This is a genomic window from Sphaerisporangium siamense, from assembly GCF_014205275.1.
Taxonomy (GTDB): Bacteria; Actinomycetota; Actinomycetes; order Streptosporangiales; family Streptosporangiaceae; genus Sphaerisporangium; species Sphaerisporangium siamense.
The window spans coordinates 5,166,602-5,186,387 of the sequence record NZ_JACHND010000001.1 but is presented as its reverse complement, the minus strand read 5'-3'; the positions used below and the strand labels follow the sequence as shown (position 1 = coordinate 5,186,387).

At 72.3% G+C, this 19,786-nt stretch carries 18 protein-coding genes and 4 tRNA genes; 6 read left to right on the top strand and 16 right to left on the bottom strand.

All coding sequences use genetic code 11. The features are described from left to right. Positions 1 to 671 precede the first annotated feature (671 nt). The 3 genes from BJ982_RS23940 to BJ982_RS23930 all read right to left on the bottom strand — a co-directional run bounded on the left by BJ982_RS23940 (position 672) and on the right by BJ982_RS23930 (position 3,667). A complete protein-coding gene (locus BJ982_RS23940) occupies positions 672 to 1,847 on the bottom strand; it encodes a zinc-dependent alcohol dehydrogenase (protein WP_184883580.1) in 1,176 nt (391 codons plus the stop codon). After that, positions 1,844 to 2,293: a hypothetical protein gene (locus BJ982_RS39620; protein WP_184883578.1), complete on the bottom strand. Its 450-nt coding sequence runs from the start codon at positions 2,291 to 2,293 to the stop codon at positions 1,844 to 1,846. The genes BJ982_RS23940 and BJ982_RS39620 overlap by 4 nt, the downstream gene beginning before the upstream one ends. Positions 2,294 to 3,334: 1,041 nt before the next feature. Continuing rightward, complete coding sequence (locus BJ982_RS23930) at positions 3,335 to 3,667, bottom strand: histone-like nucleoid-structuring protein Lsr2 (protein WP_184883576.1); 333 nt, start codon at positions 3,665 to 3,667, stop codon at positions 3,335 to 3,337. A gap of 460 nt (positions 3,668 to 4,127) precedes the next feature. Here BJ982_RS23930 and BJ982_RS23925 point away from each other — a divergent pair, with 460 nt between their 5' ends. Beyond that, positions 4,128 to 4,991 carry an NAD(+)/NADH kinase gene (locus BJ982_RS23925; protein ID WP_184883574.1) on the top strand — a complete coding sequence of 288 codons (864 nt, stop codon included), beginning with the start codon at positions 4,128 to 4,130 and terminating at the stop codon, positions 4,989 to 4,991. Positions 4,992 to 5,011: 20 nt separating this feature from the next. On the opposite strand, the gene BJ982_RS23920 is transcribed toward BJ982_RS23925, so the two are convergent. From BJ982_RS23920 to BJ982_RS23890, 7 genes are all read right to left on the bottom strand, one after another. After that, positions 5,012 to 5,980: an alpha/beta hydrolase gene (locus BJ982_RS23920; RefSeq protein ID WP_184883572.1), complete on the bottom strand. Its 969-nt coding sequence runs from the start codon at positions 5,978 to 5,980 to the stop codon at positions 5,012 to 5,014. Between the two features lie 176 nt (positions 5,981 to 6,156). Further along, positions 6,157 to 6,798 carry a DUF3618 domain-containing protein gene (locus tag BJ982_RS23915; RefSeq protein ID WP_184883570.1) on the bottom strand — a complete coding sequence of 214 codons (642 nt, stop codon included), beginning with the start codon at positions 6,796 to 6,798 and terminating at the stop codon, positions 6,157 to 6,159. Further along, a complete protein-coding gene (locus tag BJ982_RS23910) occupies positions 6,795 to 7,223 on the bottom strand; it encodes a phage holin family protein (RefSeq protein WP_184883568.1) in 429 nt (142 codons plus the stop codon). The genes BJ982_RS23915 and BJ982_RS23910 overlap by 4 nt, the downstream gene beginning before the upstream one ends. 36 nt (positions 7,224 to 7,259) lie before the next feature. After that, positions 7,260 to 8,276 carry a DNA topoisomerase IB gene (locus BJ982_RS23905; protein ID WP_221482359.1) on the bottom strand — a complete coding sequence of 339 codons (1,017 nt, stop codon included), beginning with the start codon at positions 8,274 to 8,276 and terminating at the stop codon, positions 7,260 to 7,262. Positions 8,277 to 8,372: 96 nt separating this feature from the next. Beyond that, a complete protein-coding gene (locus BJ982_RS23900; protein WP_184883566.1) occupies positions 8,373 to 8,846 on the bottom strand; it encodes an SPW repeat protein in 474 nt (157 codons plus the stop codon). A gap of 152 nt (positions 8,847 to 8,998) precedes the next feature. After that, positions 8,999 to 9,904, bottom strand: coding sequence for a helix-turn-helix domain-containing protein (locus tag BJ982_RS23895; RefSeq protein ID WP_184883564.1), 906 nt, complete (start codon positions 9,902 to 9,904; stop codon positions 8,999 to 9,001). A 182-nt stretch (positions 9,905 to 10,086) separates the two neighbouring features. Then, a tRNA-Val gene (locus BJ982_RS23890) sits at positions 10,087 to 10,158 on the bottom strand. A 449-nt stretch (positions 10,159 to 10,607) separates the two neighbouring features. On the opposite strand from BJ982_RS23890, the gene BJ982_RS23885 reads away from it, so the two are divergent. Further along, entirely contained in the window at positions 10,608 to 11,021 is a 414-nt protein-coding gene (locus tag BJ982_RS23885; RefSeq protein WP_114032276.1) for an SsgA family sporulation/cell division regulator, read from the top strand. Positions 11,022 to 11,063: 42 nt separating this feature from the next. Here the strand turns inward: BJ982_RS23885 and BJ982_RS23880 are convergent, their stop codons facing one another. Beyond that, entirely contained in the window at positions 11,064 to 11,702 is a 639-nt protein-coding gene (locus tag BJ982_RS23880) for a DUF305 domain-containing protein (RefSeq protein ID WP_239123493.1), read from the bottom strand. A 150-nt stretch (positions 11,703 to 11,852) separates the two neighbouring features. Between BJ982_RS23880 and BJ982_RS23875 the strand changes: the two genes are divergently transcribed. Beyond that, entirely contained in the window at positions 11,853 to 13,220 is a 1,368-nt protein-coding gene (locus BJ982_RS23875; RefSeq protein WP_184889230.1) for an LVIVD repeat-containing protein, read from the top strand. Here BJ982_RS23875 and BJ982_RS23870 read toward each other — a convergent pair whose 3' ends face one another. The 4 genes from BJ982_RS23870 to BJ982_RS23855 form a co-directional block, all read right to left on the bottom strand. Beyond that, the gene (locus BJ982_RS23870; RefSeq protein ID WP_184883559.1) at positions 13,221 to 14,051 is read right to left on the bottom strand and encodes an aminotransferase class IV; all 831 of its coding nucleotides are present in this window, start codon (positions 14,049 to 14,051) and stop codon (positions 13,221 to 13,223) included. A gap of 107 nt (positions 14,052 to 14,158) precedes the next feature. After that, positions 14,159 to 15,145 carry a chorismate-binding protein gene (locus tag BJ982_RS23865; protein ID WP_239123489.1) on the bottom strand — a complete coding sequence of 329 codons (987 nt, stop codon included), beginning with the start codon at positions 15,143 to 15,145 and terminating at the stop codon, positions 14,159 to 14,161. Positions 15,146 to 15,235: 90 nt separating this feature from the next. Beyond that, positions 15,236 to 16,807: a histidine ammonia-lyase gene (gene hutH / locus BJ982_RS23860; protein WP_184883557.1), complete on the bottom strand. Its 1,572-nt coding sequence runs from the start codon at positions 16,805 to 16,807 to the stop codon at positions 15,236 to 15,238. A 15-nt stretch (positions 16,808 to 16,822) separates the two neighbouring features. Further along, positions 16,823 to 17,539: an ArsR/SmtB family transcription factor gene (locus BJ982_RS23855; protein WP_184883555.1), complete on the bottom strand. Its 717-nt coding sequence runs from the start codon at positions 17,537 to 17,539 to the stop codon at positions 16,823 to 16,825. A gap of 171 nt (positions 17,540 to 17,710) precedes the next feature. Here BJ982_RS23855 and BJ982_RS23850 point away from each other — a divergent pair. The 3 genes from BJ982_RS23850 (at position 17,711) to BJ982_RS23840 (ending at position 17,969) form a co-directional block, all read left to right on the top strand. Continuing rightward, positions 17,711 to 17,783, top strand: a tRNA-Gly gene (locus BJ982_RS23850). A gap of 29 nt (positions 17,784 to 17,812) precedes the next feature. Continuing rightward, a tRNA-Cys gene (locus tag BJ982_RS23845) sits at positions 17,813 to 17,883 on the top strand. An 11-nt stretch (positions 17,884 to 17,894) separates the two neighbouring features. Beyond that, positions 17,895 to 17,969, top strand: a tRNA-Val gene (locus BJ982_RS23840). 205 nt (positions 17,970 to 18,174) lie between these two features. Here BJ982_RS23840 and BJ982_RS23835 read toward each other — a convergent pair. Further along, positions 18,175 to 19,734: a serine/threonine-protein kinase gene (locus tag BJ982_RS23835; protein ID WP_184883553.1), complete on the bottom strand. Its 1,560-nt coding sequence runs from the start codon at positions 19,732 to 19,734 to the stop codon at positions 18,175 to 18,177. Positions 19,735 to 19,786 lie beyond the last annotated feature (52 nt).

Here is a 19,786-nt window from a genome sequence, read left to right as displayed (position 1 = left end):
CCGTGGCGGCGGTGTGCCGTAGGGGCCCCGCGGGGCGTTCGGGTGGGGAGGGTACGGGCCCTGTGGCCCTGGCGGCGCGTACGGGTTGGGCGTCCCGTACTGCCCGCCCGCGTGCTGTCCCGGCTGTCCTTGCCCCGCCCCGTACTGCCCGGCGCCGTACTGTCCCCGATGCCCCGCGCCGTATTGTCCTGCCGGTCCGTACGGCGTGCCCTGCCCTTGTGGACCGTACGGCGTGCCCTGCCCGTGCGGCGGCTGCGGTCCACCCCCCGGCGCGTACGGCCCCTGCTGCCCGTAGGGACCTTGCGCGCCATAAGGACCTTGCGGCACGGGCGGGCCGGGCCGCCCGTGGGGGTCGGCGTAAGGACCTCCCTGGCCGCGCGGGTCATAGGGACCCTGGCCGTGCGGGTCGTAGGGGCCCTGCCCCTGTGGCGCCCCAGGTGGTCCGCCCGCCCAGTGCGGAGGCCCCGGACGCGGCGCCCCCGGAGGCGGGACGCCGGGCTCGGAGGGCGGTGGGTTGTACGGACCATGCGATTCCCCGTGATTCACACGGTGCATGATATTGACGCCATATCCCCTATGTCCGGCGGAATCCGAGCATGTCCCCGGCGTCCCTCACATCCGCGCCACCCCGGAAACCCGCCGCCCCCGCACGTACGGCGAGCCCGCCCCCGCTAGGCCCAGGGCCGGAAGACGGCCCGCACGCAGCCGTCCTTCTTGTTCTTGAACATGTCGTAGCCCCTGGGCGCCTGGTCCAGCGACATGGTGTGCGTGGCGAGGTGGGCGGTGCGCAGTTCCCCTCTGTCGATCAGGTCGAGGAGCCGGGGGATATAGCGGTGCCCGTGCTGCTGGGCGCCCCGGACGGTGAGCCCCTTGTTCATCATCGCGCCGAGCGGGAAGCCGTCGGACAGCCCGGCGAAGACGCCGAGGATGAACACCGACCCGCCGGTCCGGCAGGCGTAGATGGCCTCTCTGACGGCGAAGGGACGGTCCAGTTCCAGCCCGAGCCGCTGCTTGGCCTTGCCGTACAGCCGTCTCGGCCTGGTGCTGTCGGCCTCCAGCCCGACGGCCTCGATGCACACGTCGGGGCCGCGCCCGCCGGTGCGCTCCTTGAGCTCGGCGATGACGTCGGTGCGGCTGTAGTCGAGCGTCTCGGCGCCGACGTGGCGCTCGGTCATGGCGAGACGCTCGGGGTACTTGTCGATGGCGATGACGCGGTCGGCGCCGAGGAGGATCGCGGCGCTGGCCGCCATCTGGCCGACGCCGCCGCAGCCCCACACCGCGACCACGTCTCCGGGCCGCACGCCGCCGAGGTCGGCGCCCATCCAGCCGGTGGGCGCGGCGTCGGAGGCGAACAGGGCGCTGACGTCGTCGACGCCGTCCGGCACGGCGAAGGCGCCCTCGTCGGCGAAGGGGACGCGGACGTACTCGGCGTGGCTGCCCCGGAAGCCGCCGAGGGCGTGGGAGAAGCCGAAGATCCCCGCCGTGGCGCCGCCCCAGACCTGGTCGGTGACGCCGGGTTTGACGTTGCTGTTCTCGCACAGCGACCACATGTCGTGCTCGCAGTGCCAGCACCGGCCGCAGCCGATGATCGAGCACACGACCACGCGGTCGCCCACCCTGTGGCGGCGGACCTCCGAGCCGACGTCGACGACCTCGCCGATGAACTCGTGGCCGATGACGTCCCCGGCGCGCATGGCGGGGATGTAGCCGCCGAGCAGGTGCAGATCGGAGCCGCAGGTCCCGGTCATGGTGACCTTGACGATGGCGTCCTGGGCGTTGAGGATCTCGGGGTCGGGGACGCGTTCCACCGACAGCTCGTCCACGCCCTGCCAGCACAGTGCCTTCACAGTCGTTCCTCCCCTGCCCCGCGCCGCGAGGCGACGTCCACGAGCCGTCCCGCGGGGGTGGTGGGCGGCGAGGGTTCCATGTCGGGGCGCAGGATCTCTCCCGTCTCCAGCAGGCACTTGGACTCGCGCAGGGCCCGCCGCACCGCCTGGCGGGGATCGGTGCCGGCGAGCCGCGCGAGGACCTCCTCGGTGCCCGAGGGCGTGCGGGTGAGCGGGCGGGCGGCGAGCTCGGTGCCCCGGTCGCCCGGCGCCTCGCGGACCTGCACCTCGATCGTGTCCCCGAGCGCGGCGAGGGGCTCGGGGAGCCGGCCGCCGGGGAGGACTTCTTCCGGGTGGAGGTTGACGGTGACCACCATCCACCGGCCCGCCTCGCGCGCGGCCCTGGCCTTGGTACGGCGCCGGCCCATCCATCGCGTCACGCCGACGCCGACGGTTCCGAGCGTCATCGCCCCCAAAACAGCACGTTTCATGCCCTCTCCCCCGTGATGGACAACTGCTTCGATCGCTACCCATCCGCGTACATCGCTACCTGTGAGCAAGGGCACTTGGGGAGGAGTTGTGAACCGCTTGACTTCCAGACGGCCATCTCCTATCCCTTATAGGAGTCAGAAAGCCAGGACATACCGCCATACCTTGCTGCCCCAAGGACACGAAAGGGTCGCCCGGGATTCGCGGCCGAGGAGAGCCGGAACGGCCCAAAACACGCCCCCTCGGGCATGCCTTAAGGTTCAGGGCTTGAACATGGGGATTGAGGGAGGCCGGCCGGGCGAATGGCCGGAGGCGGTCACGCGAGCGGGCTCGGGGAGCGCCGCGATTGCGCCGGCCCGGCGAAATGAACCGGACAATCGACGCTTCCCACGGCCATTAGATTGCGGATCCGGCGGCAGGGGACACCCCTTGCCGCGAAGCGGGCCACCCGTGAACCGGACGCGCGGTCGAGTGAGGCGCGCGGGGAACGTCCGATGGTGGCGTACATCCGCCCGCCCGTCAAGTGCCGGACGTCACGCGTGATTTCGCGGATCCGTACCCGGCATAGACGGGCCGGGGCTCCGGGAAGCGCTGAACACGTGACCGGGACAGGTCGGGCGTTATACGGGGAAAGGTGGGACACGCCGGTGCATGATGCCCGCTCATGTTTCCGGGAACGGTCCGGGATCGGCGCGCCCGGTGAACGGCGCCGCGGTCGGTGACCGGTGCGCTAACGCACCGGCCCGGTATGGGAATAGTGCACTTCCCGACAAATTCCTCGAAGCCCGGCACTAGACCCTCGAACGTCGCTCCGGGCGCCCGCTCCCGGAGCGTCGTGACCCCGACAGCCGACAGAAGAGCAGGCCACGGGGGTGGTAGGCCGCGCTCGGACCGCCTCGTCGCCTCGGCGGCCATCGCCCGGCGCGAGCTCGGCCGCGCTGAACGGCCCGCGAGACATGCGCCCGGTGGAGGACGACATGCCCGCCGCATGGTTAATCGCGACGTGATGGGTTAATCAATCACTGCGCCGCTTCGTACTGGGCCACGATGTGCGAGGCGATGCGGCCCCGCTCGCTGACGTTCAGACCATGTGCCTTGGCCCAAGCGCGGATCTCGGAGCTTTTGTCACGGGGCGGCCGCTGCGGCGCGCCGCGCTTGCGCCCCCGGGCCGGGGCGCTCTCCGCCCTGCGGGCGCTGGACACGAAAGGCGAAAGAGCCTCCCGGAGATTCCTGGCGTTTTTGTCGTTCAGATCGATCTCGTAGCTGGTGCCGTCAATGGCGAAGAACACGGTCTCTTTTGCTTCCCCACCTTCCAGGTCGTCGATGAGTAGCGTCTGGATCTGAGTAGCCATCTCCCACTCCTTTCACAGGGCTTAGTTTGACACCCCAAGAATATACCCGGTTTCCCCGGCATCCCACGCGGAGAACAGGACGGCACATTGGCCGGTCCGCGGCGGCCGACTTAGCGGGTTTCCGGCTCTTGCCTGATTATCGCCGTGCCTACCAGCGCCGAACCCGGACGCCGGGCCCCGGGGGCGCGCGAAAAATGGTGCCCGGACCACGGGAGGGCCCGCCGCCGGGCATGGCCGACTACACGGATTGCCGGTGAGGTGAGCGTTGTCGCGTCAAGAACGGGCGTCCGGAAAGCGTGGTCGCTCCTCAATATGGCCGCCCATGTGACCGCTTGCGGACAACGCCGGACCGGGGCGGCCCGTCAATGGTATTGGCCGCGCGGCTCAGGTCTCTCTCATCGTAACGAGCGGCGCGCGCGCACGGGTCCCCGCGAGCGCGGCCCGCCCGTACAGTGGCCTCATGGGCATGGTCACGACGGTCGGGCTGGTGCTGCACCCGCGGCGCGACTCCAAGGAGGCCATCGACGTCATCGTCGAGTGGGCGCGGGCCAGGAAGGTCACGGTGCTCGGCCTGCCCGACGAGGTGGGCCGCATCGACTGCAGCGCCGAGGCGGTCGGGCCCGACGCCCTGGTCGAGCGGGCCGACCTGGTGGTCAGCCTCGGCGGGGACGGCACCATGCTGCGCACGATGCGCCTGCTCGCCGGCCGCTCGACCCCGGTGCTCGGGGTCAACCTCGGAAGGCTCGGCTTCCTCGCCGAGATCGACGTGGCGGAACTGCAGCCGGCGCTGTCGGCCATCGACAACCACGACTTCACCGTCGAGCCGCGCATGGCGGTGCGGGCCTCGCTCCCGGACGGCAGGCGGGTCACGGCGTTCAACGACATCGCCCTGGTACGCATCCCCGGCGACCGGCTCGCCGCGGTGGCGATCTCGGTGGAGGGCGACCCGTTCGTGCGCTACTCCTCCGACGCGGTGATCGTGGCCACCTCCACCGGCTCGACCGCCTACAACTTCTCGGCCGGGGGCCCGATCGTCTCGCCCCGGGTCGAGGGCTTCCTGGTCGTGCCCGCGGCGGCGCACTCGACGTTCAACCGGGCGCTCGTGTTGTCGGCCGACGAGCACGTGGCGCTGGAGCTGCTCCCCTCCAGCGGCGAGCTGGCCGTCGAGGTGGACGGCGCCGTGCACGGACGCCTGTCCTCCGGCGACCGTGTCACGGTGACCGCGGTGCGCGGCGCCGGGCACGTCGTGCGGCTCGGCACGACCACCTTCTACGAGCGGGCGCGGCGCAAGCTGCGCGTCACCGGCAGCGCCGAGGTGGATTGAGCGGGCGGACCGAGCCGGGCTCAGCCGGCCAGCGCGCGCCGCAGGGCCGCCACCCGTCCCGCGACCGCGCGCCTGCTGACCGCGGCGTCCGGCAGCACGGCGTCGAAGCCGTGGAAGGCGCCGGGGAACAGGTGGAACTCGGTGGAGACCCCCGCCTGCAGCAGCCGCTGGGCGTGGTCGATGCACTCGTCGCGGAAGACCTCCAGCTCGCCGACGTCGATGTAGGCGGGCGGCAGGCCCGACAGGTCGGCGGCGCGGGCGGGCGCGGCGTACGGCGACACGGCCGTGGTACCCGCGTCCGCGCCGAGCAGGGCCGTCCAGCCGAAGAGGTTCTCCGCGCGGCTCCACAGGACGGCCTCGTCGAACTCCCGGCTGGAGGGGGTGATGTTGCGGTCGTCCAGCATGGGCGAGAGCAGCATGTGGAAGGCCACCTGCGGCCCTCCCCGGTCCCGGGCGAGCAGCACGGTGCCCGCCGCGAGGCCGCCGCCGGCGCTGGAGCCGCCGACGGCGAGGCGCGCGGGGTCGACGCCGATCTCGCCGGCGTTCTTGGCCGTCCAGACCAGGCCCGCGTAGCAGTCCTCGACCGGCGCCGGGTGCGGGTTCTCCGGGGCGAGGCGGTAGTCCACCGACACCGCCGCGCAGCCGGCCTCGCGAACGTAGCGCGACAGCGTGCCGTCGTCCATCTCGACCATGCCGAGCACCATGCCGCCGCCGTGCATCCAGTACAGGGCGGGCAGCGGGCCGTCGGCGTCCTCGGGACGGTAGACGCGCAGCCGGATGTCGGGATCGCCGTCCGGGCCGGGGACGCGCAGGTCCTCGACCGAGACCCCGGGCGCGACGACGGGCGGCATGTCGGCGAAGGCCGCGCGCATGCGGCCGCGCACGCCGGGAAGCTCGTCGTGCCCCATGCGGGCGAGGTCGACGGGAGGCAGGAACGCCTGTTCCAGGCCGGCGGCGAGCTCGGGGTCGATGTTCGGGTGAAGCGGCATGGGTCATCCCCTCGCGGAAGGCGGCGCTTCTCTCAGGATGCGCGCGGCCCGGCAGGCCGCCCGCGGCGACATGCCGCCGATGACCCGCGGTTTCCCTGCTCATCAGCCGCCTCTGGAGCACGATGGCCCGGACGCGCGAACGGCGGGGGCACGAGGGCCCCCGCCGTCCACCGGGCTCACCGGTGGCGAAGCGCTCCGCCGCGGGGCCGCCTGCGCCCCCAGGCCGCCCAGCCGGCGCCGATCATGGTGGCCAGCCCCGCCACGATGAGGGCGGCGGGACGCCGGTCGACGCCGCCGGTGCCCACCGGGACGGCCCCGGCGGCCCGCATGGTGCCCGCGCCGTCCGCGGCCACCTTGTGCGGGTGCGGGCCGCCGCGCAGCCGCCCGGCCATCTCGGCGGCCTTGTCCTTGGTCTGGCTCACCTTCCGCCGGGCGCGGGCCTTGACGTCCACCTTCTGCGCGAGCGCCTCGACGGTGAGGCCGAGTTCCTCGCGGGTGCGGTGGATGTCGTCGCGCAGCCGGTCCTCCTCGCTCCAGTAGTAGCGCGACCGGTCGTAGCCGGCGACCTCGTCGTACGACCCGGGCGGCGCCTCGTGGCGCGGCTCCAGCGAGGACTCCGACAGCCCGGCGAGGGGATCACCCCTGCCGTGGCTGACCACGGGCTTGACGTAGGGCTTGGGCAGGGCGTGCACCTGCGGCACGTTGAGCGACTGGCCCAGCGAGTCAGGGCTGGTCGCCGTGCCCGGCTCCTGCCTGTGCAGGCCGACCTCGCCTGCGGTAGGCCGGTACGGGCGGCCGATGGGATCTGTCTCGGTCATCGATGCGCACTCTCCTTCACGACGTCGACGTCGGCCTTCAGGCTCTGGATGGCCTCCTCGGGAAGCGGCGGCGTGGCCCTGCTCACCTGCTCCTTGCCCATCAGGGCCATCAGGGCGGCCACGATCAGCAGCGCGACGCCCACGATCAGGGCGGCGAGCCAGCCGGGGAGCACGAGGGCGAGCGCCAGGATCGCCGTGGCGACCAGCGCGCCGCCGCCGTACAGCGCCATCACGCCGGCGCCGCCGAACAGGCCCGCGCCGAGCCCGGCACGCTTGCCCTTGCGGCCCAGCTCCATGGTGGCCAGCCTGATCTCGTCGCGCACCAGCCGGGACACGTCCTCCGACAGGTGCTTGATCAGTTCGGCGGTCGACAGGGAGGCGTACGGGTTGCTGTCGGCCCGCGTTTCCCTCATCAGGTCGGTCATGGCGTTCACCTTTCTCTCCTCGGCGGGGTGGCGGGGCTAGATGCGGCGCAGCAGCGCGACGACCGCCCGTTCCACGCCGCCGTGGGTGGCAAGGCTCCCGAACTCGGCGTCGGCGCCGAGCCGTGTCAACGCCTTCTCGATCGTGCGGCCCTTCTCGTAGGCGGTGATCACTCGCGGGTCGATGTAGGAGGCACGGGCCACGGCGGGCGTGTTGCCCAGGTAGTCCGCGACCTCCTTGACGACCCGGTTGACCGCGCGTTTCCTGCCGGTCCTGTGGCGGGCGCGCACGGAGACCGCGAGGCCCACGGCGGCGAGCACGGTGGCGTGCCAGGTGCGGAAGTCCTTGGCCGACACGTCGCACTCCAGCGCCTCGCGCAGGTAGGCGTTGATGTCCTCGCTGTGCACGTCGGTCCAGCCGGAGCCGTCCGCGTAGCGCAGCAGGTCCCCCTCCTCGCCGGTCCGGTGGAGCTCGGTGACGACGCGGCACACGTCCCTGTCGATGATCTCCACCTCCCGCATCTTGCCGCCCTTGGCCGGATAGGCGCAGGTCACCTGCCCCTTGTCGCAGGTGACGTGCTCCATGCGAAGCGTCGCGAGGCCGAAGGAGTCGTACTCCTCGCCTCCCACCCGGAAGAACCCGATGTCCAGCATCCGCGCCGCGGCGGCCATGACCCGGTCGCGGGTGAGCCCGTCCCCGGCCAGGTCCTTGGCGACGCGCTCCCGGAAGGCCGGGAGCCTGACCGCCATCTGGCACACGCGCTCGTGCTTGGCGCGGTCCTGCTCCTCGCGCCACACCGAGTGATAGCGGTACTGCCGCCGTCCTGCGGTGTCGGTGCCGACCGCCTGGATATGGCCGTTGTCCGACCGGCAGATCCACACCTCCGACCAGGCCGGGGGGATGGCGAGGGCCTTGATGCGCCGTAGCGCGACGCGGCCCGTCACCTGCCGGCCGTCGGGCCAGTGGTAGCTGAAACCACGCCCCCGGCGCCGCCGGCGGATGCCCGGTTCGGCCGGGCTGCTCTCCCGCAGTTCCACCGTCACGACGAACCCCATACCCCTACGCGGGGCGACAAACAGGACGATCGCCACGGGGCCGCGGTCGGTGGCACGGGTGTGGCGGGCGTGCCGCCACACCCGAGGGGCCCTCGCTCACACCCTGCCGGACCGGTTGCCGTGCAGCCTGTCGCCGTGCATCCTCTCCCCGCGCATCGGCGACCGGGTGCCCACCGCCATGGCGCCGAGGCCCAGCAGCAGGATGACGGCGCCGGTGGCGACGTTGTTGGCAATGGTTCCGGTCGTGGCCGATCGAATGACCCACGGGGTGATGATCGTCCAGATGCCCAGGATCGGCAGCATCCAGGTGAGCCCGTAGGTGCGACCGTACGCGGACGCGAACCCCAGGGCGAGGGCGGCCACCACGAGCCCGGTGATCAAATTGTTCACCGAGATCCTGGGCTGGCCGGTGATGAACCCCACAACCCACGGAGATATCGCGAGATAGAGCCCGGCGAGCAGGGTGAGCCCCTCGATCACCTGCGCGACCGCGCTCGACCCCGCCCTTTCGTACTTGGCTCGCATCGCGACGATATCGGGATGCGCCTCCAGGCCGGTCGGTCTAGTCATGACCTCACCGCCTTCCGACTTCCTTCGCGGAACGGATCAATTTGGCCATACCCGTGCGAAAACGCAGGTCACAGGGGCCTCGGCAAATATTTCGGCTGATGATGGCCGATCATCTGGTTTGAGCCGACGCGCCGTCCGGGCCCGTGACGGCCTCAGTATTCCTTGAGCATGTCCTCGATGAGGCGCACCGAGGCGGCCGCCGGAACGGCGTCGACGACCAGGGCGTTCATGACCGCGTAATACCGGTCGACGTCCGCCTGCCGGTCCGGGTAGATCGCCCCGACGAGCTGCGGCAGGCAGACCACGTCGCTCAGTTCGGTCGCCGGCGGCCGCATGATCGCGATCGGGCCGCCCATCACGCCGTGGGCGCCGTGGCTGAACGGCAGGACGTGGATCGTGACGTTCGGCAGCGCCGACGCCTCGATCAGGTGGCGTAGCTGGCCGCGCATCGTCGCCGCGCCGCCCACCCGGCGCCGCAGCGCCGACTCGTCCAGGACCGCCCACAGCGTGACCGTGCCCGGGTCGGTGAGGACGCGCGCCCGCCGCGTCCTGAGCGCGACGCGGCGCTCGTTCTCCTCGTCGGCGGCCCCGCGGTTGACCGCCTGGACCAGCGCCCGCGCGTAGTCCTCGGTCTGCAGCAGCTCGGTGACGTACAGCGGATCCCAGGTGCGGATCACCGCCGCGCCCTGCTCCAGGCCGATGTAGGACTCCAGCGAGGCGGGGATGACGTCGGCGTAGGCGTGCCACCACCCCGGCGTGCTGGCCTGCCGCGCCATGACCAGCAGGGACTCGCGACCGGCGTGATCGGTCACCCCGTACAGGGTGAGAAGGTCCTGCACGTCGCGGGGCTTGAAGCCGGTGCGGCCGAGCTCCAACCGGCTGATCTTGGTGTCGGAGGCGCGGATCTCGTACCCCGCCCTGCCCCGGCTGATGCCGGCGGCCTCGCGCAGGCGGCGGAGCTCGGCCCCCACCAGCATGCGCAACACCGTGGGACCGGCCCGCCGATGGTCGATGACCTGATCCTCGTCCAGGTCGTCCTCCGCCGGAAAACGGCTCATGCTCTATCTCCGTCACTGCGCCCGTACACCCTGCGTCACCAGCCTCCCACGCTGAGAGCGTGCCCAGTGCCGATATCGCGGCGCCGTGCCGGTTCTTCCGCGAGCGCCGCCCGCGTCGGCCCCGGAGATCGGAAAAGGCCGGTTCGCTACGGCGAACCGGCCTCTTATGCGCGGGGATGCGGTGGGCGATACTGGGATCGAACCAGTGACCTCTTCGGTGTGAACGAAGCGCTCTCCCGCTGAGCTAATCGCCCCTCACGCGCCGGGTTTCCGTCTCCTGCGAGGCGGGCCCGACGCGGAAAACCATACCTCACTCCGCGCCGCGCTGGCGAACCGGCGGCCAAAACCGATCATGGAAAGGTTGGCGGGACTCCGACGGCGTGGCGCCCTGTTGTCATAGCATCGTCATGCCCCATACTCATCCGAATCGCACCACTTATGATCTTTACCCGGAGACACCCGTAGATGCCCCGTAGGACGGCCGGAACGACTCGCAAAACCCTTGCAAACAGGCACCTCTAAGCGATGTTTGACCAGGTAGAGGCATAAATGTCGCGCTGTGATATGCGTTACAGAAGCCCTCAGGAGCGGAATCTCTCCTGCAGTGCCTTCGTTCCGCAGACATGGCGCCGGACGAAGTCCTTCAGAGCACCGCGACCCAAGCCCCGCGCAGGGGACCCACCTACGAAAGGTTTGGCTGACGATGAACGCCACCGTCTCTGCCGAGCTGGGCCTTCGACTCGTGGTCCCCGACCGTACGACCGTCCCCCTGCTCGCCGGCCTCAGCTACACGGCCGACGACCCGTACGCCATCAGGATGGCCTTCCACGTGGGGAACGACGAGCCGGTCGAGTGGATCTTCGCCCGCGAGCTGCTGACCGTCGGCATCGTGCGCCGCGTCGGCGACGGGGACGTCCAGGTGTGGCCCGCGCGGGCCGACGGCGAGCGCACGCTCAACATCAGCCTCACCTCCCCGTTCGGGCAGGCCCTGTTCGAGGTGCCGCTGCACCCGCTGACCGAGTTCCTCCACCGCACCTACGAGCTGGTGTCCGCCGGCCGCGAAACCGACTTCATGGACCTGGACGAAGAGCTGTCCAACATGCTCTGGAGCTCCTGAGCCTTCCTCCGTCCCTCGCCATTCCCCAGTGTCCTCGCGTCACTAATTCTCCAGTGCGCGCATCCTGACGATCTCGGCCCGCTGCCCGGCGGCGACGTCCTTGGCCATGGCCCGCAGGAACCGGTCGGTACCCCCCGTCAGCTCCTCCCCCGCCATCGTCACCGCCCCCTCGTGATGGCGGATCATGAGCCGTAGCAGCAGGGCGTCGAACTCCTCCCCGCGCGCGGCGCGCAGCCGGTTCATCTCCTCCAGGCTCGCCATTCCGTACGTGTCCGGCTCGCCGGAGCCGTCCCCCGCGTGCCCGGAATGCTCGGCGGGCACGTCCCGGCCGAGTGCGCGCAGCCAGCGGGACATCACGTCGATCTCCGGGCGCTGGGCCGCCGTGATCCGCGCGCACAGGGCCCTGACCCGCGGCTCCGAGGCGCGCGCGGGCGCGAGGCCGGCCATCTCCAGGGCCTGCCGGTGATGCGGGATCATCCGCTCGGCGAAAAGTACGTCGGCGGCGGAGGGCCGTGAATCCTCGCGCCCGACGCGCTCCCCCGGCGTCGCCGTGCGCCCCTCCTCCCCGGGCGCGCCGGGGACGATCACCGGAGCGTCGCTCCCGGCCACGATGGGGGCGCGCTCGCCGGGCGGATCGCCGGTGCAGCCGGCGAGCACCGTTCCGAGTCCGGATGCCAGCACAACCGTTACGAAAACCCGGCTCGGACCGACCCGCTTCGACATAGCTTCCATACTGGGGCACTATCCCAGCAATCATTCCGGCAGCGGGGGGGACTTGTGGGCAGGTGGCGTAGCGGGGCGACCGCCGCGGCGATCGGAGCGGTGCTGGTCATGGCGGGATGCACCGCCGATCCCAAGCCCGCCGCCACCCCGGCGGGCGGGACGCCCACGCCCGGCGGCACGTCCTCGACGGCGCCCGCCTCGGCGGACGGCGTCCAGCACAGCCCGAACGCCCGTCTCGTGGCCAACGTCCCGCTGTCGAAGCCGTTCGACGGCGAGCACGCGCTGGGCAGCGACCTGGCCTTCCAGGGCGACTTCGCCTTCGTCGGCAACTTCCAGGGCTTCACGATCGTCGACATCAGCGACCCGGCCAAGCCCAAGGTGGTCACGCGGGTGGTCTGCCCCGGCTCCCAGAACGACATCTCGGTGTCCGGGAACCTGCTGTTCCTCTCGGTCGACGAGCCGCGGGACGGCGACACCTGCACCAGCGGCGACGGCGACCCGGCGGAGGGCTGGGAGGGCATCCGGATCTTCGACATCTCGGACAAGACCAAGCCCCGCTACATCAAGTCGCTGGCCACCGACTGCGGCTCGCACACCCACACCCTCGTGCCCGGCAAGGACGCCTCGAAGGTGTACCTCTACATCTCCTCCTTCGGCCCGCTCAGCGGCCCGCACTGCGCACCGCCCCACGACTCCATCGCCGTGGTCGAGGTTCCGGTCCAGAACCCCGCCCAGGCCAAGGTGGTCTCCCAGCCCGTGCTGTTCCACGACGGCGAGGACGATTCCAAGCCGGGGGCGACCAGCGGCTGTCACGACATCACCGTCTACCCCGAGAAGGACCTGGCGGCGGGCGCCTGCATCGGCAACGGCATCCTCATGGACATCTCCGACCGCGCGCAGCCAAAGGTGCTGCAGCAGGTCATCGACACCGAGAACTTCTCCACCTGGCACTCGGCGACCTTCAGCAACGACGCGAGCCGGGTGATCTTCTCCGACGAGCTCGGCGGCGGCATGTCGCCCACCTGCGACGCCAAGACCGGTCCCCTGCACGGCGCCGACGCGGTGTACGACATCACGGCCGACCGCAAACTGAAGCGCCGGGGCTACTTCAAGATCCCCCGGTACCAGACGGCCACCGAGAACTGCGTGTCGCACAACGGCTCGCTGATCCCCGTGCCGGGCAAGACCATCCTGGTGCAGGGGTGGTACCAGGGCGGGGTGTCGGTGGCGGACTTCACCGACCCGGACCACCCCAAGGAGATCGCCTACGTCGACCGGGGCCCGGTCGACCCCGACGGCGGCGAGCCCAGGATCGCCGGGTCGTGGTCGGCGTACTACTACAACGGCTACATCTACTCCAGCGACATGACCAAGGGCCTGGACATCATCGCGATCGACGACCCGCTCACCGACCCGGCCAAGCCGGTGCGGATGGACGAGCTCAACCCCCAGACCCAGGTCTCCTATCCGGAGTGATCACGGGTCCAGGTCGCCCGCGGCGCGCTCGGCGAAGACGCGCATCGCCTTGGCGGTGACGGGGCCGGGCGCGGCGGGCAGGACGGTGTCGTCCACCACGCGGATGGGCTGGATGTCGCGGGTCGTGGAGGTCAGGAACGCCTCCTCGGCCTCGCGCAGCGCCGCGACCGGCACGTCGGCCTCCTCGCCGCCGTGCCATTCGAGCACCAGCGCGCGCGTCACCCCGGCCAGGCAGCCCGAGGCGAGCGTGGGCGTGATGAGGTGGCCGTCCTTGACGACGAACACGTTGCTACCCGTGCCCTCGCACAGGTCGCCCGCGAGGTTGGCGAAGACGGCCTCCTCGCCGCCGCGCGCCTTGGCGTAGGCCAGCGCCTTGGCGTTGTCGCCGTAGGAGGTGGTCTTCACCCCGGCGAGCGCGCCGCGCTCGTTGCGGGGCCAGGGGACGACGGTGACGCTCGCGGCCTCGGGGAAGGGCGCCTGGGCGCCGACGATCACGATCGCGGTGGCGCCCTGGTTGCCGCGGTCGGAGCCGAGCGGCCCGTTCCCGCTGGTGTAGGTGACGCGAATACGGCCGAGCGGCCACGGCGGCGCCGCGGCGAGGCAGGCGCGCACGCCGCCGGCGATCGCGGCGAGATCCGGCGCGGGCAGGCCCATGCGCTCTGCCGACAGCGCGAGACGGTCGAGGTGGCGCGTGAGGGCGAACGACTCGCCGTTCACGCACTTGATCGTCTCGAACACACCGTCGCCCACCATGAGGCCGTGGTCGAAGACCGAGACGCTGGCCTGCGCGGGGTCCACCAGGTCGCCGTTGACCCAGACCGGTACGTTCATCGAAGGGTTCTCCGTTCTGACGAGGCCGCCGAAGTACGGCGGGTATAGCGAGGTCTACCCGGTATCCGGGTGGCCGCGTCCACGTCGCCGTGCGGAGGGGACGGACGTCAGGCCTGCCCGGAGGCGAGCGCGATGAGCCGGGCCGCCTTCAGCTCGGTCTCGCGCCATTCGCGCGCGGGGTCGGAGCCCCACGTGATGCCGGCGCCGGTGCCGAACCTGATGTGGCCGTGCTCGGCCCAGAACGTGCGGATGCCGACGGCGAGCGCCGCCTCGCGCCGGTCGGCGTCGACCCAGCCTACCGCCCCGCAGTAGGGCCCACGCGGCTCCGGCTCCAGTTCGGCGATGATCCTCAGGGCCGAGGACTTGGGCGCGCCGCTGATGGAACCGGGCGGGAAGGTCGCGGCGAACAGCTCGGGCCAGCCCTGCCCGGGCGCGAGGCGGGCCCGCACCGCCGAGACCAGGTGGACCAGGCCCGGGTGCTCCTCGACGGCGCACAGGAACGGCACCGTGACCGATCCCACCTCGGCCACCCGGCCGAGGTCGTTGCGCACGAGGTCGACGATCATGACGTTCTCGGCGTGGTCCTTCTCCAGCAGGTCCGCCGCGGTCACACCCGTCCCCTTGATCGGACGGGACTCCACCACGTCCCCCGACCGGGACAGGTACAGCTCGGGCGAGGCGGACACCAAAGTCATGCCCGGCACCACGACGGTGGCCGCGTACGGGGCGGGGTTGCCGCGCGCGAGCCGCCCGGCCAGCACGAGCGGGTCGGCGTCGCCCGGCAGCTCCGCGGTGAGGATCCGGCACAGGTTGGCCTGGTAGACCTCGCCCTGCTCGATGTAGGAGCGGATGCGCCGCACGCCGTCCTCGTAGCCTCGCCGGTCCAGGGAGGAGGTCCACCGCAGGGAGGCGGGCCAGGGGCCGGAGGGGCGGGGCAGCGGGGCCGGGCGCACGTCGCCGAAGCGGGCGCAGGTGACCTTCCCCTCGTAGGTCACCACGACGGCCCACCAGCCGCCGGAGTCCAGGGCGGCGAGGTCGGTGGTCACGTCCTGGAGTTCCGTCGCCAGCCGACCTCCGACATGGGCGAAATACACCTTTACATTGTCCCTAAACCACCGCGCCGACGCGCCGCCCGGGCGCGCCGGCGATGAAGACGTCCACGGCGCTCCCCCGGCCGTGACGGCTCAGGACAGCGGGCCCGTGACGGACTCGGCGGCCGACACCACCGTGCCGTCGGCGACCAGGCGCACGACGGCCTCGATCTCCGGTGAGAGGAAGCGGTCGGGGCCCGGGCCCGGCACCTCCTGGCGCAGCGCGGCGACCACCGCGCCGGTGGCGGGTCCCGGCCGGTGCGGCAGCCGCAGCTCGATCGCCCGGCCGGCCGTGAGGATCTCGATCGCCAGCACGCGCGTGAGCCCGTCCAGCGAGCGGCGCAGCTTGCGCGCGGCCGACCAGCCCATGGACACGTGGTCCTCCTGCATGGCCGAGCTCGGGATCGAGTCCACGCTCGCGGGCGCCGCCAGCCGCTTCAGCTCCGACACGATCGCCGCCTGGGTGTACTGGGCGATCATGTGCCCGGAGTCCACGCCGGGGTCGGAGGCGAGGAAGGCCGGCAGGCCGTGGCTGCGGGCGACGTCCAGCATGCGGTCGGTCCTGCGCTCGGACATGGAGGCGAGGTCGGCCACGGCGATCGCCAGGAAGTCCAGGACGTAGCCGACCGGCGCGCCGTGGAAGTTGCCGTTCGACTCGACCCTGCCGTCCCCGAGGATCACGGGGTTGTCGACCGCCGAGTCCAGCTCGCGGCCCGCGACCACGGCGGCGTGCGCGGCGGTGTCCCGGGCGGCGCCTGCCACCTGGGGGGCGCAGCGCAGCGAGTAGGCGTCCTGCACGCGGGTGCACGAGTCGTCGCGGTGGGAGGCCATGATGCCCGAGTCGCGCAGCAGCGCGACCAGGTTGGCGGCGGAGGCGGCCTGGCCGGGGTGGGGACGCAGGGCCTGCAGGTCGGCGGCGAAGACCCGGTCGGTGCCGAGCAGGGCCTCCACGCTCATGGCGGCGCCGATGTCGGCGGCCCGGAACAGCCGCCCGAGGTCGTCCAGGGCGAGCACGAGCATGCCGAGCATGCCGTCGGTGCCGTTGATGAGCGCGAGCCCCTCCTTGGCGACCAGCTCGACCGGCTCCAGCCCGGCCCGCTTCATCGCCTCGCGGGCGGGCCTGAGCTCGCCGTCGCGGTCGCGCACCTCGCCCTCCCCCATCAGCGCGAGGGCGACGTGGGACAGCGGGGCCAGGTCGCCGGAGCAGCCGAGGCTGCCGTACTCGCGGACGACCGGGGTGATGGCGGCGTTGAGCAGGCCGGCGAGCAGGGCGGCGGTGGACGGCCTGACGCCGGTGTGGCCGGTGGCCAGCGTGCGCAGGCGCAGGAGCATCATCGCGCGGACCACCTCGGTCTCGACCTCGGGGCCCGAGCCGGCGGCGTGGGAGCGGATGAGGGAGCGCTGGAGCTGGGCGCGCAGTTCGGGGTCGATGTGGCGGGTGGCGAGGGCGCCGAACCCGGTGGACACGCCGTAGGCGGGGGTGGGGCTCGCGGCGAGCTCCTCCACGCGGGCGCGGGCGCGCGCCATGGCCGTGACCGCCTCATCGCCGATACGGACGGAGGCGCCGTGCCTGGCCACGCGGACCACCTCGGCGAAACTGAGCGGCCGGGGGCCGACCTCGACGGCGTCGGTGTTCCCGGCGCTCACGACCTCGTTGTCGCGCATGGTGTCACTCTCTTGCTAGGTAACTGGCGTATGCGATGTTAGCCCCTTACACGAGAACATAGCGGCCAGCCCCTTTCCTCCGAGTTCGGTCAGCCGGAGCGCGCGCCCGGCCGGGTCCCGCCGATACCAGTCCCGCTCCAGCAGCGCGCGGGTGATCTCGGCGCCGAGCGCGCCCGCGAGGTGGGGGCGGCGCTCGGTCCAGTCCAGGCAGGCGGCCGCGAACCGCCGCCGGGACCGGCGTGCCGCCGCGAGGTCGGCCCCCAGCCCGGCCAGGGCCTCCTCGCCCGCGGGGGTGACCTCGAAGGAGTCGGCGCCGGTCAGGTGGCCGGCCGCCAGCATCGCGGCGAGCAGCTCGACCCCGGCCCGCCCGGCGAGGTGGTCGTAGCAGGTGCGCGCCTCGCCGAGCAGCCGTGCCCGCCGGGACTGGCGCAGCGACCGCACGGGGGCGCGCGGGCTGACGCGGGCCAGGACCTCCAGGATCTCGGCGACCTCCGGTCCGGCGAGCCGGTAGTAGCGGTGCCGTCCCTGACTGGCCACGCGCAGCAGGCCGCCGTCCAGCAGCCGGGCCAGGTGCGCGCTCGCCGTGGCGGGGCTGACGCCCGCCAGCCGGGCCAGCTCGCCGGCGGCGAGGGCGCGCCCGTCCAGCAGGGCGGTCAGCACGGCCGCCCGCGCGGGCTCGGCGATCAGGGAGGCGACCGCGGCGATGTCGGCGTCGGCGTGGTGTTCTGCCATGTCTCCGACGCTAACCCACCCACGTTTCGGCCCCCGTCGAAGCGTCCGGCGGGGCTTCGGCCCGCGCGCGGCGCCGGGGCCGTCTCGACCGGAGCACGATTTCGGTTTGGGGAGTTGGCCGGGATTCGCTAGAGTTCTCTGCGTGAGGCCGGGGGTCAACCGGCCGGTCACGCGGACGTGGCTCAGCTGGTAGAGCATCACCTTGCCAAGGTGAGGGTCGCGGGTTCGAATCCCGTCGTCCGCTCGGAGAGGTCTCCACGAGGGGGCTTGCCCGGTGGAGTGGCCGAGAGGCGAGGCAGCGGCCTGCAAAGCCGCGTACACGGGTTCAAATCCCGTCTCCACCTCTGTTGTACCCGGGCGATTAGCTCAGTGGGAGAGCGCTACCTTGACACGGTAGAGGCCACTGGTTCAATCCCAGTATCGCCCACCACCTTCGCCTCGCCGGCGTCCTGAGCCGTGACGGTTCGGGGTCGATGAGGCCCATGAGGCGCCGTACCCGAGCCGGGTACGGCGCCGTTTCATTTCCGGCTGTTTCCTCCGGGCCGGTTCCTTTCCGGCGGTTCGGTTCTGCCGGGCGCGCGGCGGTGGACGGCCGGGTGCTGTCCTCCGAGGCCCGGCGCGCGCCGGGCCTTCGCTCATCCCGCGGCCAGGAACGCCTTCTCGACGTAGGCCGCCATCCGGTCGGCGGTGGCGAAGCCCGGCTCGCGGCCGAAGTGGTAGAGGGTCGCCCAGACGTTCGCGGTCCTGAACATCACCGTCGTCTCGTAGCCGGACCCGGCCGGGTCCTTGCGCCGTGTCCACCCGTAGGCCGCGTCGCCCACCGCCGGGCCCTCGCGCAGGCGGGTGCCCGGGTAGCGCCGGGGCTCGTCCTCCATGGTCGACCGGGTCGTGTCGAAGGTCATGCGGGCGACGTCCACCGTGGGGAACCGGTACTTCTGGATGTTGACGTACGTGTGATCGGGCGCGGTCCACATGCACGCGTCCTTGGTCATGAACCGCTCCTTGCCCGGGGCGCCCAGGATGAGCCGCACCTGCGCGGGGGTGAGCAGCGCGCACGCCTCGGGGTTGGCCTGCAGCAGGCCCTGGGCGGGAGAGGCCGTCGCGGGGATCGTGGCCGGACCTCCGGACGCGGGCGGGGTGGCGCCGTTCCCGGGCGAGGTGGCCGGGCCGCCGAACGCGCCGATCGAGGGCAGGACACCGGTGCGCCACAGGCCGAATCCGGCCGCCGGCACGGTCACGGCGAGCACGGCGGCGATGATCACGGGGGCGCCGCGCCCGCCGCGCCGCGCGGGCACCGGCCGGGTCGGCCCGTAGGCCCCCGCGGGGCCGGTCGCGCCGGAGCCGGTGACCGCGCCCGAGGCGATCTCGTGCAGCCGGGCCGCCGCCCAGTCCGGGGGGCAGCGCCGCGCCGGGTCCTTCTCCAGCATCGCGGCCAGCACGGGGGCGAGCGGTCCCGCCAGGACGGGGGGACGCGGCTCGTGCATCATCACGGCCGCCATGACCGCCGCCGCGTTGTCGCGCCGGAACGCCGGGACTCCTTCGACGGCCGCGTAGAGCGTGGCGCCGAGCGACCAGAGGTCGGACGGCGGGCCGTCGGGCTCGCCGCGCAGCCGTTCGGGCGCGGTGTACCCCGGCGAGCCGCTCAGCAGGCCGGCCTGGGTGAGCGCGGGGTCGCCCGCGATGGTGGCGATGCCGAAGTCGGTGAGCAGGACGCGCCCGTCATCGGTGATCAGCACGTTGCCCGGCTTGACGTCGCGGTGCAGGATGCCCGCGGCGTGGGCGGCGCCGAGGGCGTCCAGGACGGCGCGGCCGGCGGCGGCCACGCGGGCGGGCGGCAGCGGCCCGCCCTCGCGCACGATCTTGTCGAGGGACCGGCCGCGGACCAGCTCCATCACGATCCAGGGCTGGCCGCCCTCCAGGACCACGTCGTGGACGGTGACGATCGAGGGGTGGGAGCGCAGGCTGGCCGCGGCGCGGGCCTCGCGCAGCGTGCGCTCGCGCAGCTCGGCCCGGTGCTCGGCGCCGAGCTCCGGCGGCAGGAGCACCTCCTTGATCGCGACCTCCTGGCGCAGCAGCTCGTCGGCCGCGCGCCACACCGTGCCCATGCCGCCCTGGCCGATGGGCGCGATCAGCCGGTACCGCCCGGCGAGCAGGGTCACCGGGCGCCCGCGATCCGCGCGATCGTCAACGCTCATTCCTCCGTGCGATTTCGTGTGATTCGGCAGGGCCCATTCTGGCGGCCCGCCC